The sequence below is a fragment of the Pseudoalteromonas sp. SG43-1 genome, from assembly GCF_014164415.1.
In the GTDB taxonomy this organism is placed as follows: Bacteria; Pseudomonadota; Gammaproteobacteria; order Enterobacterales; family Alteromonadaceae; genus Pseudoalteromonas; species Pseudoalteromonas distincta.
The window spans coordinates 1-14,468 of the sequence record NZ_JACJFD010000028.1 but is presented as its reverse complement, the minus strand read 5'-3'; the positions used below and the strand labels follow the sequence as shown (position 1 = coordinate 14,468).

Sequence of the window (14,468 nt, the reverse complement as noted above, 5' to 3'; positions counted from 1 at the left end):
ATGTTTAAAACACCTCTAAAAGCATTGCTACTTGGTTCGGCTTTAGTTGTAACATCGTTTGCAACGTCATTTTCGGCCCAAGCCCAAAACATGCACGACAGCTGGAATGCATTGTTAAATAAGCATGTTGTCGCTATTAATCATAATCACAGTACTGAGGTTGATTACGCTGCTATAAAACGTGAGCATGCACAGCTAAAAACGTATTTAGATTCGTTAACGGCTGTAACGCAAAGCGAATTTGACGCGTGGGAAAAGCCTAAGCAACTCGCTTTTTTAATCAATGCTTATAATGCGTGGACTGTTGAACTTATATTGACTAAGTACCCTGATATTAAGTCAATTAAAGACTTAGGGAGCTTTTTTAGCTCACCATGGAGTAAAGAGTTTGTGCCATTACTTGGCAAAACTCGCAGCCTTGATGATATAGAGCATGGTTTAATACGTGGTAGCGGTAAATACAACGACCCACGTATTCACTTTGCAGTAAATTGCGCGAGTATTGGTTGCCCAGCGCTTCGAGAAGAAGCCTATACAGCCACTGATTTAGAGAGCCAATTGCAAGAGCAAACAGTGCGCTTTTTATCAGATATGACACGCAATATGGCTCAAGAAAATACGCTAAGCGTGTCTTCAATATTTAAATGGTACGGCGATGACTTTGAAAAAGGCTTTAGAGGTGCAAACACGCTACAGCAGTTTTTCTTGCAGTACAGCGATGCGCTTAAACTGATACCCGCTCAGCAAAAAGCAGTTGAAAATGATGACATGAAAGTTAAATTTTTAGACTACAACTGGGATTTAAATGTTCGCCATTAAGTTTTGGCAAACACAGGCGCGATACAGCTTTTGCTGTGTCGCGTTTTGCGTTTGTGCAATCGCAAATTTAGCTGCTTTTTCAAGCACTGCGTTTGCTAATACCGTTATTAACTCAAATAATAAAAGTAATTTAGTAATAAACATACAACAGGGATCTCGCTGGCAACAAGTTCAAGCACTTGGTAGCAATCAAGATGTATACTTTTATGCATGGGGCGGCGACGCGCAAATAAATGCTTATATTCAATGGGCAGCGCAGCAAGTTAAAACTAAGTACAACATTAACCTAGTGCATGTAAAATTAAGCGACACCAGCGAAGCAGTAAGCCGTGTACTTGCCGAAAAATCAGCAAACAATAACAGCCAAGGCAGCGTAGATTTAATGTGGATCAACGGGGCTAACTTTGCCACCATGAGTGAGCATTCTCTTCTTTTAAAGCAATGGGCAAATAAACTCCCCTACTTTGCATTAACCGATCCGGCTAATAACCCTGCTGTAACATTTGATTTTGGTTTACCTACCAATGGGATGGAAGCGCCATGGGGGCAAGCGTCACTTACGTTTTATTACGACAGCATTGCAATAAATGGTAAGGCAAACAATAAATTGCCGACGACATTAAACGAATTATTAAACTGGAGCGCACAAAACCCTGGTCGCTTTAGTTACCCAAAGCCGCCTGACTTTTTAGGTATGAGCTTTTTAAAATACGCCTTAGTTGTACTGCACCAGCAAAGCAGCGAAAACATTAAAGCGCAGCTAAACCAACCAGCTACAACTAAAAATACGGCGCAAGTGTTAAATCCACTGTGGGAATTTTTAGATAAACTACACCCAACTCTTTGGCGTGGTGGCACTCATTTTATGCAAAGTGGTGCTCAAATGCGCCGCTTAGTAGACGATACAGAGCTGAGTTTAGCCTTTACTTTTTCAGCACCTGAAGTACCGGCAGCTGTAAAACGCTATGATTTACCAAACAGCATTCGCAGTTACGCAATGAGTGATGGCAGTTTAAGTAATACCCATTTTGTGGCAATCCCATACAATGCAAGCCACCAGCAAAGTGCGCAATTAGTGGCTAATTTTTTACTCAGCCCTGAGGCGCAAGCCCAAAAACAAAAAGCGCATATATGGGGCGATAAAAGCGTACTTATTCAATCAACGTTAACGCCCGATCAGCAAACCTTATTTAAAACAGCTAAACCACATCCAAGTGCACTGCCTTTAAACTGTATTAAACGCACATTGAGCGAACCTCATCCAAGCTGGGTAAACGCCATTATGCAAGGTTGGCAAACCCGTTATGGAGTAAGCCAATGAGCGTTATTTCAAAAAGTGTACCGATTAATACCAAAGCAACAACGCAGTGCAGCACCGATATGTTTACGCGCATTGTAAAATTTAGTCCGCGATTTTTACTCGCTTTACTTATACTACCCGTACTTGGTGGCTTAATTAGCGTCTTGCTGCCTGCCTTTGGTTATGCGCCCGTACTTGAGCAAACAACGTTTAGCTTGCAAGGTTTTAATGCCCTTTGGCAAACACCAGGCCTTACTCAAATGGTTACCTTAAGCGTTGCAACGGGCTTAATAAGTACTCTGCTTGCATTTATCATTACCTTAATGATTTTAGCTGCGTTTTTTAATAGCCCGTGGCTCAACCGAATTCAGCGTTTATTGAGCCCTATATTAGTTATACCTCATGCCGCCGCGGCTATTGCGGTGGGGTTTTTAATTGCCCCTTCAGGTATGATTTCACGCTTAGCGTCGCCTTGGTTAAGCGGCTGGGAACTTGCGCCAAACGGCATGTTTCCGCATGATTCATTCGGTATTAGTATTATTTTAGGCTTAACACTAAAAGAGCTTCCCTTTTTATTATTAATGGCACTGGGCGTACTTGCTCAACCTGAGCTTGGCAAAAAATTACGCCAACAACAAAAGGTTGCGCTTAACTTGAGTTATTGTCCAATGACCGCCTTTTTTAAAGTAATACTGCCAAGTCTTTATCCGCTGTTGCGTTTGCCGCTTTTAGCCGTGCTTGCTTATGCAAGTGCCAGTGTAGAAATGCCTCTTATATTAGGCCCAAATACACCACCCACGTTGGCCGTTGCAATAATGCATTGGTTTAACGATGTTGATTTAAACCTGCGCATTAAAGCCTCAGCGGGTGCTTTATTACAACTGGCTGTTACAGGCGGGTTGTTAGCGCTTTGGCTTGGCGCAGAAAAGGCCGTAAAAGTGCTATTTAGCGACTCTCTCACTAATGGAGTGCGCGAATACGGCGGATTTTATTGGCAAAAAATAACGGTCGTACTCACCGCATTAGTAATTAGCTTTATAATGTTGTCGCTTATTGGTTTAGTTATGTGGTCGGTTGCAGGTTTTTGGCGTTTTCCAGATGCAATGCCTGAGCAATTTACACTACTGCATTTTAAAAGTGCGCTAATGCAAATGGGCAGCCCGCTTTTTAATACGCTAGCAATCGGTTTAGTAACCACACTATTTGCCATTATTCTTACTTTACTGTGTTTAGAATCAGAGCAGTTGAATGACAAACCTATTTCTCGTTTTACCAGTTTAATTATTTACTTACCGTTATTAGTACCCAGTATTGCCTTTTTGTTTGGGCTAGTATGGATACAACAATTGGTAAATAACCAAGCCGCATTTTTTAATGTGGTACTTACGCATTTACTGTTTGTGTTGCCTTATGTGTTTTTGTCACTGGCGAGCAGTTATAGGCGCTTAGATCCTCGTTTTGCTCATGTTGCAGCAAGCTTAGGCGCAGCGCCGTGTAAGGTGTTTTTTAAAGTAAAACTACCTCAGTTGTTTGCCCCTATTTTAATTGCAGCCGCACTGGGCTTAGCTATTAGTTTTGGACAATACCTCCCCACGCTTTTAGCTGGCGGCGGGCGCATAGCCACAATAACAACCGAAGCCGTTACGCTTGCCAATGGCGCAAGCAGACGCACCAGTGCCGTGTACGCTATTATGCAAATGGTGTTACCGCTTATTGGATTTATACTGGCATGGGGTTTACCTAAATATTTTTTCAAAAGTGCACGTGTTTAAACGTGCACATATTTAAAGCTCCCATGTTTAACACTATCAGGGTTAAGGTTTTTTAATGCAGTCATCGTTACAGATTAAAAATTGTCAGCTTTATCGCCAAAATGAGCTGTTACTTAGCTTAAACGAGCAAGTTAATGGCGGTGAAATTCTGACTATTATGGGCCCATCAGGCAGTGGTAAATCAAGCTTATTAAATTGGCTTACGGGTACTTTACCAAGTAGCTTTAAGGCCAATGGAGAGGTGTGGCTTAATGGTCAAAATATCGATAACACCCCTCCACACTTGCGCCATATTGGAGTGCTTTATCAAGACGCTTTATTGTTTTCGCATTTAACTGTTGCTGGTAACATTGCCTTTGCAATGCCCAAAGGCAATAAAAAACAACGCCTTGAAAAAATAGAACACGCACTTGAACAAGTTGGCCTTAAAGACATGGGCAATCGCCACCCCGATAACCTCTCGGGCGGGCAACAAGCCCGTGTTGCATTATTACGTATGCTGCTGAGCGAACCTAAAGCCATTTTACTCGACGAACCCTTTAGCAAACTCGACACCCAACTGCGTGTTGATACACGCGAACTCGTGTTTAGCCAAATACGCGATCATAAGCTACCTGCAATTATGGTAACTCATGACCATAGCGATGCCGACGCTGCAAATGGCAAACTCATTACTTTAAGTAGCGCACTTTAAATACATAGCTTTAAACGCATAAGGCAATAAACATGCTAGACAAATTTATCACCCCTGTCATTAAGCCTCTTTTAACACCTGTGGTTATGCTTATGCATAAACGCGGCATAACCGCCGATCAGCTAACCGTAGTTGGCTTTTTAGTTGGCTTATTAGCCGTGCCATTACTGGCGTTTGAAATGTGGTACGGCGCATTAGTGGCCATTGCTTTAAATCGAATTTTAGATGGACTTGATGGCGCATTAGCACGTTATGCAAACCAAAGTTCAAGCGCGGGTGGCTTTTTAGATATCACACTCGACTTTTTATTTTACGCGGCTATTCCGCTTGGCTTTATTTTGGCAAACCCTGAGCAAAACGCGATAGCGGGCTCGTTATTACTTGCTACTTTTATTGGTACGGGCTCAAGCTTTTTAGCTTTTGCGATTGCCGCCGAAAAATTTAAACTCGAAAAACCGCAATTTAAATACAAAAGCTTTTACTACTTAAATGGCTTAACCGAAGGCACTGAAACAATAGCGCTATTTATTGCATTTTGTATTTGGCCGCAGCACTTTGCTGTTATGGCGAGCATTTTTGCTATTGCGTGTGGCATAACTATTTTTACCCGTATACATGGCGGTTATCACACGCTTAAGCAACAAGAAGCCGATGCTAACAAAGCAGCTGAAAACGTGCCTAACAGTGCAAATTCTGAGGTAATAGATGACTAATGAAGTATGGTGGCGACTCGGCTGCTTTTTTAGCATTTTAATTATAATGATGCTGCTTGAATGGCAAAAACCTGCTCGCCAAGCACCTATTAAAAGCAGTACACGTTGGTTTGCTAATTTTGGATTAGTGTTTGCTTCATCAGTTATTGCGCGCTTAGTGGTCCCTATTGGGTTAACCGCTGTTGCACTTTACAATCAAGAGCACGGCATTGGCTTATTTAATCAAATAGCCCTACCAAGCAGTTTAATTATTATATTGAGCATACTTTTACTCGATATATTAATTTATTGGCAGCATAGATTATTTCATCAAGTGCCTATATTATGGCGTTTGCACCGCGTTCACCATGCCGATGCACATGTTGATACAAGTACGGGCTTGCGCTTTCACCCTATCGAAATTGTACTGAGCATACTTATAAAGCTCATTGCAGTAACAGCTCTTGGCGTACCTGCCATTGCGGTACTTATTTTTGAAATAGCACTTAATGGTTTAGCACTATTTAATCATGCAAATATACGCCTACCTAATGCCATTGAAAAACCGCTGCGTTTAATACTAATGACGCAAATATTGCATCGAATTCACCATAGCCAAGTGGTTAGTGAAACCAACTCAAACTATGGCTTTAGTGTAATTTGGTGGGATAAATTATTTGGTAGCTATAAAGATAAAGCAAAAAAAGCCGACGCAGATATAAATATTGGCTTAAAAGAATACCCAAGCCAAAAGCAAAATGCCTCATTGTGGGGTTTATTGATCATGCCATTTAAAAATAAGTAAACCGCGTACATTCTCGGATTAGTCCTATATTTAATAGGCTCTTATTAAAGAGCCTATTATGAATTAAGTAACACTAAAACGCCTCTTACCGTAAACTAATTGTAAATAAAATAAACAAATATGTTGACCATTTGCGTACTCCACAATATCATTTGTAAGCGCTTACAAAACACAATCCAAAATGTAAGCGCTTACAGCATGAAAAACAAAGCTCAAAAAACAATTAATCTGACAATAATCTGTTGAAACCGGGGTTCAGTTATGAACATTGAAACAACGCACATTACACGTTTACTTGCCGCTATCTCTTTAGTTACGTTAGCTGGCTGTGGTGGTGACTCTGCCACTAAATCAAATTTTGAAAATGTAGATGCCTCTGAGCCAGTATCAGATTGGCAAATGGTTTGGAGCGACGAGTTTGAAGGCTCAGCCATTGATACAAACAAATGGAACTATGAATTAAACTGCGATGGCGGTGGTAACAACGAGAAACAGTGTTACACCGACAGCGAGCAAAATGCATTTATTGCAGACGGTGTGTTAAACATTGTTGCCCTACCCGCTGAAGAAGGTGCAGAAAAACCTTACACTTCAGCGCGATTAAATACGCGTTACAACGCCGACTTTACATATGGTCGCTTTGAAGTGCGCGCCAAACTTCCATCAGGACAAGGTAGCTGGCCAGCATTTTGGATGCTGCCAACTGATGAAGTTTACGGCACTTGGCCTCGATCTGGCGAAATAGATGTTTTAGAATCAGTAAACCTTAAAACACCAGATGAAGATGGCGGTATAGAGTCCAGTATCCACGGCACCCTTCATTACGGACGTGCGTGGCCAGATAACAGCTACACAGGGCAAGAATACAAATTCCCTGAAGATACTAATCCAGCAGATGATTTCCACACGTATGCTGTTGAATGGCAAGAAGGTGAAATTCGCTGGTACGTAGACGGTTACCTTTATGCAACTCAGCGTCAATCAGAAGTGCGTACTAATGCAAGTGGTGAGGCTGTAGGCCTAAAACATCGTGGTTGGTTTGCAGAATACTTTGAACAAGGTTCTGGCGAACTTACAACGCATTGGGATAGCGCACCATTTGATAAAGACTTTCACTTATTGCTAAACCTAGCAGTAGGCGGTGACTGGCCTGAAAACGTAAATGATTTAGGTGTAGACGCTAGCGCATTTGAAAACGGCCAAACCTTTGCTATTGATTACGTACGTGTTTATCAATGTGCATCAAACCCTGAAACAGGTAAAGGCTGTGAAACTATTCGCCCAGGTTACAATAGCTTAGACGATGCGTTGCTTGAAGGCGATGCACCAATTCCTAGTCCACCTTCGACAGGCATTGCAACACCACTAACTATTTTTGGTGAATCATTTAATCCAAATTGGCCTGCATGGGATTGTTGTGGTGGTTCTACTCCCGCTATTGTTGCAGATGAAACCCAAGGTGATGTAGTTGAATTTGTAGTAGGTGCAGAACCCACCGTAATGGGCTTTATTAGCCGTGAGATTTTTATTACTGACGAAGCAGGAAAAGCCAGCCCGTTTGATGCTTCTCCAATGCTGGATGAAGGTTACGTTCGTTTTAAAATGAAAGTAACAAATGCACCAGGCACAGCTGATGCAGCTTGGCTTGTAAAACTTGAAAGTAATGAAGGTTCTAGCGCAGTAGAAATGCCGATTACAGACAGTGTTGAAGGCGTAAGCCCTGTTGTTGGCCAATGGCAAACTTATACATTTTTACTAAAAGATTTAGATGCTGCAGATTTAGATATTAGTGCAATTGATGTGATCATGGTGTTTCCAGCATGGGGCGCAGGTGAAGGCGCTGTTTATTTAATTGACGATGTTGAGATTACTCAAGATAACTTAGGCGTATCACCTGAGCTTACTATTTTTACTGATGAGCAAAATCTAGCATGGCCAATGTGGGATTGTTGTGGTGGCTCAACCCCTGTTGAAGCTATGGATGATGAAGAACATGGTCTAACTGCAGAGTTTAGCATTGGTGCAGAGCCTACTGTGATGGGCTTTAATAGCCGCACATCGTCAGGAGGCGCAGGCGAATCGTTTGACGCTAGTAGCATTTTAGATGAAGGCGTTATTCAATTTGATTTAAAAGTAACCTCTACTCCTAGCGATCCAGCTACACCGTGGTTGTTTAAAGTTGAGTCAAATGGCGGAGACTCTGCAGTAGAGCTTGAATTAACGGCAAGTGTTGAAGGCGTAGCGCCAGTTACTGGCGAGTGGCAAACATATACATTTAAATTGTCTGATCTTGCAGCTGCTGGCTTAGATGTAAGTACTATAGATGTATTAATGATTTTCCCAGCGTGGGGGGCAGGTGAAGGCTCTGTTTACCGTTTAGATAACGTTAAGATTTATAATCCAAATGCAGCGCCAGCTGCAACGGGTGAGCTTACTGTATTTAAAGATGCAGCTGCCGATCAGTGGAGTATTTGGGATTGTTGTGGTGGCTCTACACCAACAACAGAAACCGATGATGACGCGCATGGCGCAGTAGCGCAATTTAGCATTGGTTCTACTGCAACAGTAATGGGCTTTATTGCTGATGAAGACGTATCGTTTGATGCCTCTGCAATACTTGAAAATGGTGTAGTTCAATTTGATATGAAAGTTGTATCAGCCCCTTCAGATATTGACGCACAATGGCTATTTAAAATTGAATCAATTGGTACATCGAGTGCCGTAGAGCTTGCTTTATCTAGCAGTGTTGAAGGCCAAGTACCTGTAACGGGCGAATGGCAAACATACACCTTCCCTCTTCAGCAATTATTTGATGCCGGCCTAGACATTAGCGCATTAAACGTAATTATGGTTTTTCCTAGCTGGGACATGGGCGATGGCGCGCTTTACCGTATAGATAACGTGATTATTGCAAATCCATAAAACACACACCAATAGGCGCTTAGCGCCTATTGCTACACAACAACATTTTATAAAGCAGAGCTATTATGAACACATTCAATTTTAAAAAGAGCCAACTTGCGGCTTCTGTGTCTCTCATCATTGCTGCGAGCACATTAAACACAGCTATTGCGGCAGAAGCAGAAACAAGCGTTTCATCTGATGTAGAAGTTATTGAAGTAAAAGGTATTCGTGGTTCACTTATTCGTTCTATGGATATGAAACGCGACTCTTCTGGTATTGTAGATGCCATTTCATCTGAAGAAATGGGTAAATTCCCAGATACCAACTTAGCCGAATCATTACAACGTATTACCGGCGTATCGGTGAGCCGTGCAAACGGTGAAGGTAGCCAAATTACAGTACGTGGTTTTGGCCCTGAGTTTAACTTAATAACCTTAAATGGCCGCCAAATGCCGGGCACAGGTTATACACGCTCGTATAATCTTGAAAACGTTGCCTCTGAGGGCGTAAGTGCCCTTGAAGTTTTTAAAACAGCACGTGCAGACGTGCCAAGCGGTGGCTTAGGTGCAACAGTTAATATTTCTACTGCGCGCCCTTTTCAAAAGCCGGGTCAAAACTTTTCAGCAACCGTTAAAGCAAATCACGACTCGTCAAACGAAGCTGGTGATGACGTAACACCAGAGTTTTCTACTGTTTACAGCAATACTTTTGTAGATGACACTTTTGGCTTTGGTTTTTCGTTTTCGCACCAAGAGCGTGACTTTCAAAAACAAAGTGCCAATATTCAAGGCTGGCAGGCAAACGTAGACTTACCTGAATTAGATAGCAGCAACGTCGTTGATAACCGCACAGACCCTGCAGGTAACTACTACTTCCCTAAAGACATGAATTACTCTATTGAAGATGTAGAACGTGAACGTACAAACGGACAAGTTACCTTTCAATATGCACCGGTAGATGGCTTTGTAGCAACACTTGATTACACCGCAAGTAAAGCTGTAACAGGTTCTCAAAGTATTGGTTGGGGTATTTGGAACGACTTTGGTAGCAATATTAATGGCTACGAGCTTGATGAAAATGGTACGGCTGTTTATGCTGATATTAGCGGTAACGATGCCTCGTTTACAGCCAACAAAGGCACTACAGAAGTAAAAGCGCGCTCACTTGGTTTAAACCTAGATTGGGAAATTAGCGACACGTGGCACGTAGAGCTTGATTACCACGACTCTAAAAACGAAACCGATAACGGCGCCGACAATGGGCTGGGAAGTGCCGGCCAAGTAATTTTAGGTTCTGATCAGCTAGCTAATAAAATTTATGATTACCGCACAGGCGAAGTACCCAGTGCACAAGTTAATTGGTTAAATGGCACAAGTGAATTAACGCCTGGCGAAATTGATTCAAACTTTAGTCAATTTACTCACTCACCGGGTGAGTCAAACATTGAACAATTACAGCTACATACAACATGGTATAACGAAAGTTATGACATTGGTTTAGTTAAAGTTAAATTTGGCGCATCACGTACAGAACAAAACACCGGTGGTTACACCGCGTGGAGTGGTTTAGTAGGTGGTCCAGGCTTTAACCCATCATATACAGAAATATTCCCAGACGGCATGTTTACCCGTCACGATACATCGGGCCTTTTAGATCAATTTGAAGGGGGCGGCAGTGACTTACAACCTGGTTACTACTATACCTACGATTTTGACGAAGCTGTAGCACGCCAAATAGCTTATTTAACAGCTGATGTGACAGGCGGCGATGCATACGCCGCAAATGCATATATGGATGGTATTGACAGCGAAAGCTACGTAGAAGAAATCACTAATAGCTTTTATGTTCAATCAAGCTGGGAATTTGACGTAAGTAACTACTACGTAAAAGTAAATGCAGGCCTACGCTATGAGCAAACAGATGTAACCAGTACTGTGCGCCAACGCGTTGAAGATCAAGTTAATTGGATCAGCGCTTCCGAGTGGATCATGCAATACGCTGCTGGCGGCGATGATAACTTCTTAGAGCAACAAGGTGATTACGATGTTTTACTGCCTTCAATCGACGTAAGTGTTGATTTAACTGAAGACGTAGTAGCCCGCGTATCTTGGGGTAAAACAATGTCGCGTGCACCACTGGGTAATTTAGCCGGTGGCCGCAGCTTAACAGGCAGCCCAAAACCGGGTTCTCGTACAGGTAGCCAAGGTAATACAAACTTATTGCCGTTTGAATCAACAAACCTTGATTTATCACTTGAGTATTACTACGCAGAAGGCAGCTACGCATCTGTTGGTTACTTTAAAAAAGACGTTGATAACTTTATTCAAACCACCATTACGCAAACTACTATTGATGGCTTGCACGATATTTTAAACGGCCCTCGTTACTTACAAGCCGTAAGCGATATTGAATCACGTGGTGAGCAAGCAACAACCGACGCTATTTTTGCACAAATGATTGCCAGCGGTTACGGCAATGCAAATGGCGTTATTGAACCAAACAGCGACGATCCGCTAATTACATGGAATATTAGCCAACCGCAAAACACCGACAGTAAATCGGTAGATGGTTTTGAAGTTGCAGTACAGCACTTAATTGGTGAAACCGGTTTTGGTGTTGGTGTTAACGCAACATTTGTAGATGGCGACGTTGAATTTGATAGCGAAAGCCTTGATCAACAAGCACCGCTTACAGGCTTAAGTGACTCAGCTAACTTCCAAGGCTTTTACGAAAAAGACGGCCTATCAGTTAAAATTACTTATGCATGGCGCGACTCGTACCTAATTGGTGTTGGCCAAGCGCAAGGTTCAGCTGATGCGCCTCCGCAATATGCTAAAGCGTATGGCCAATGGGATATGAGCGTTAACTACGATGTAAACGAAAACGTAACGGTATTTTTTGATGGCATAAACTTAAATAATGCCACCGAAGAAGGCTACGGACGTTACGAAGAGCAGTTCTTATTTGCTAATCAGTACGGTCCACGTTACTCAATTGGTGCCCGTTACACGTTCTAACTAAATTTCCTTTAGTAAAAAATGCAAAAAACCGCTCACTGAGCGGTTTTTTATTGTCTAAAGTTATAATTTTTTAATAAATGGTACCAATCTGTTTATATAGGATCTATTTAACGTTAAGAAAATTACGCTATAACTAGGCAAAAATTTTTGTACCTAGGGTCTGTTGATCTTTGCGGATTAAAATTTGTTCAAACTAGGGGCTATTTAATCGCGGCGCGAGGTTTGTAACCTAGTGGGCTAAGTAAAAACCGAGCAACAAAGAGTAAATAGCCCCTAGAAAGAACCCTTTGGGCAGCGCCTGTTTGGCATTAATGCTACGTTATCGCCCATTTATGGGGAATAACCACACTACATAGGCTCTGCCTTGCCAAAATACCAAACAGACTGCTGCAAATTTAACCTTGATAGATCAACAGACCCTAGTTGTTCTAAAGAAAAATTTAGACGACGCTATAGTGAAATTTAATTCACTAAATTGCTCAAAGATTCATGCCGGTTGGTATGATTACATATACATACCGCCCGATACCTCAAGTCGTTGGCCTGTCATCCAGCGGTTTTCGTCCGCTAATAAGTTAGCAATCATAGGCCCTATATCGTCTGTTACACCGACTCTGCCCATTGCCGTTTGTGATGTAATAAACGCATTTACTTCATCGTTATCACGAACGGCGCCATTACCAAAGTCGGTTTCAATTGCACCAGGGGCTACAACATTTACCGTAATATTTTTAGGTGCAAGTTCTTGAGCTAAATACCTTGTCATTACTTCTATTGCACCTTTGGTCATTGCATAAGTAATATGACCGGGTAATGAAAAACGCGTTAAACCACTTGATAAATTAATAATACGACCACCGTTTTTTATAAAGGGCAACAATGTTTGGGTAACAAAAAATACTCCCCTTAAGTTAATATTTATTAACGTATCAAAAGTTGATTCACTTGTGTCTGCAAAACTGCTAGTAAGCCCCACCCCTGCATTATTAATTAAGTAATCAAACTCACTTTGTTGCCAATGAGTCTGCAGGACATTTTGTAGTTGTTGTGCAAAATCCTCAAAGCCGAGCATATCACTTACATCTAATTGCAATGCAACCGCTTTAGAGCCTAGCTCCTGTACTTGCTTTACAACCTCTTTTGCTTCTTTTTCATGACGACGGTAAGTAAAGATGCAATCGATATTTTGCTTTGCAAGGCAAAGCACCGTGCTTTTACCAAGCCCACGATTACCACCGGTGATCACTGCAATTCGTTTGTTCATTGTTATATCCTGTTGAAAATAAAAGCGGGGAGTTAAATAACTTCCAAGCCAGTATATTTTTTCAAGCAACAAAGATAAACAGGCTGAAAAGAGTTACACTGTTCAAAATAAACGAACAATAAACAGTGTTATGAAAGACCTAAACGCAATACGTATTTTTATTAAAGTAGCGCAACTCAGTAGTTTTTCTAAAGCAGCAACAAGCTTAAATCTTCCTAAGTCAAGTGTATCGCAAGCAGTAACCATGCTTGAAAGTACATTAAATACGCGTTTATTACACCGTACTACACGCACTGTAAATATGACTTCAGACGGTGAGCTATTTTATCAACGTGCACTAGGAATTATCAGCGACGCTGACGATTTAAAAAATTTATTTGTAAGTGAGGATAAAGGTTTAACAGGCCGAATACGTGTAGATATGCCACAAGCTGTTAGTCGAGATACCATCATTCCAAACTTAAGTTCGTTTTTAAAAATGCACCCAAATCTTGAAATAGAACTTGGCAGCTCCGATAGACGAGTAGATGTCATTAAAGAAGGATTTGATTGCGTAGTAAGAGTGGGCGAACTTACCGACTCATCGTTAATTGCACGACGTTTGGGCAGCTTTAAAGTTTTAAATTGCGTAAGCCGTTATTATGTAAAAAATCATGGTTTACCTAAAACTCTTAACGATTTAAAAAATCATTACATTGTTCGCTACAGTCAAACACTTGGTATCCCTGATCCGGGTTTCGAATATTTAGATAGCAATAATCAATTGCAATCAATAACGATGAAAAGCCAGCTTACTGTTAACTCCTCAGAGGCATATTTAAGCGCAGTACTGAGTGGTTTCGGGCTTATTCAATCACCTATTCACGGTATAAGTAAATACCTTGAATCTGGCGAACTTATACAAGTTTTGCCTCAATACGCGATGCCCGACCTACCAATCAATATTTTGTACCCAAATAGGATCCACCTACCCAAGCGCGTAAGTGCATTTATGCTTTGGCTTGAAGAACAATTGAGCGTCTTTACAAAGTAATAATCTGTGCGTTATTCATTTTTCGCTAAAGCATCGTTATTGTAGTGGTCAATAAAATTTGGCCACAGTTTTAGAATCTTGATATCTAACCTCAGATTCATTTGGCGCTAAACCGGCATTATAATGATGCGGCCTAACGTTGTTGTAATATCCGTTGATATAATC

The 14,468-nt window shown here is 41.5% G+C and carries 10 protein-coding genes; 9 read left to right on the top strand and 1 reads right to left on the bottom strand.

Features of this window, described 5'->3' with window-relative positions:
• The 8 genes from H5159_RS16975 (at position 1) to H5159_RS16940 (ending at position 12,003) form a co-directional block, all read left to right on the top strand.
• Positions 1-819 carry a DUF547 domain-containing protein gene (locus H5159_RS16975; RefSeq protein ID WP_182780704.1) on the top strand — a complete coding sequence of 273 codons (819 nt, stop codon included), beginning with the start codon at positions 1-3 and terminating at the stop codon, positions 817-819.
• Positions 806-2,140: an ABC transporter substrate-binding protein gene (locus H5159_RS16970; RefSeq protein ID WP_182780703.1), complete on the top strand. Its 1,335-nt coding sequence runs from the start codon at positions 806-808 to the stop codon at positions 2,138-2,140. Before H5159_RS16975 ends, H5159_RS16970 begins: the two co-directional genes overlap by 14 nt.
• The gene (locus H5159_RS16965) at positions 2,137-3,891 is read left to right on the top strand and encodes an ABC transporter permease (protein WP_182780702.1); all 1,755 of its coding nucleotides are present in this window, start codon (positions 2,137-2,139) and stop codon (positions 3,889-3,891) included. Before H5159_RS16970 ends, H5159_RS16965 begins: the two co-directional genes overlap by 4 nt.
• Positions 3,892-3,946: 55 nt before the next feature.
• On the top strand, positions 3,947-4,585 hold the full coding sequence (locus H5159_RS16960; protein ID WP_008165767.1) for an ATP-binding cassette domain-containing protein: 639 nt from the start codon (positions 3,947-3,949) through the stop codon (positions 4,583-4,585).
• Between the two features lie 32 nt (positions 4,586-4,617).
• Positions 4,618-5,298 (top strand): CDP-alcohol phosphatidyltransferase family protein, encoded by a 681-nt coding sequence (locus H5159_RS16955; protein WP_182695379.1) that lies wholly within the window; start codon positions 4,618-4,620, stop codon positions 5,296-5,298.
• Positions 5,291-6,082, top strand: a complete 792-nt coding sequence (locus H5159_RS16950) for a sterol desaturase family protein (RefSeq protein WP_182695378.1) — start codon at positions 5,291-5,293, stop codon at positions 6,080-6,082. Before H5159_RS16955 ends, H5159_RS16950 begins: the two co-directional genes overlap by 8 nt.
• A gap of 261 nt (positions 6,083-6,343) precedes the next feature.
• Positions 6,344-9,004, top strand: coding sequence for a glycoside hydrolase family 16 protein (locus tag H5159_RS16945; RefSeq protein WP_182780701.1), 2,661 nt, complete (start codon positions 6,344-6,346; stop codon positions 9,002-9,004).
• Positions 9,005-9,069: 65 nt separating this feature from the next.
• Positions 9,070-12,003, top strand: coding sequence for a TonB-dependent receptor (locus H5159_RS16940; RefSeq protein WP_182780700.1), 2,934 nt, complete (start codon positions 9,070-9,072; stop codon positions 12,001-12,003).
• A 508-nt stretch (positions 12,004-12,511) separates the two neighbouring features.
• On the opposite strand, the gene H5159_RS16935 is transcribed toward H5159_RS16940, so the two are convergent.
• Complete coding sequence (locus tag H5159_RS16935; protein ID WP_182692359.1) at positions 12,512-13,270, bottom strand: SDR family NAD(P)-dependent oxidoreductase; 759 nt, start codon at positions 13,268-13,270, stop codon at positions 12,512-12,514.
• A 130-nt stretch (positions 13,271-13,400) separates the two neighbouring features.
• Here H5159_RS16935 and H5159_RS16930 point away from each other — a divergent pair, with 130 nt between their 5' ends.
• On the top strand, positions 13,401-14,303 hold the full coding sequence (locus H5159_RS16930; RefSeq protein WP_182733352.1) for a LysR family transcriptional regulator: 903 nt from the start codon (positions 13,401-13,403) through the stop codon (positions 14,301-14,303).
• Positions 14,304-14,468 lie beyond the last annotated feature (165 nt).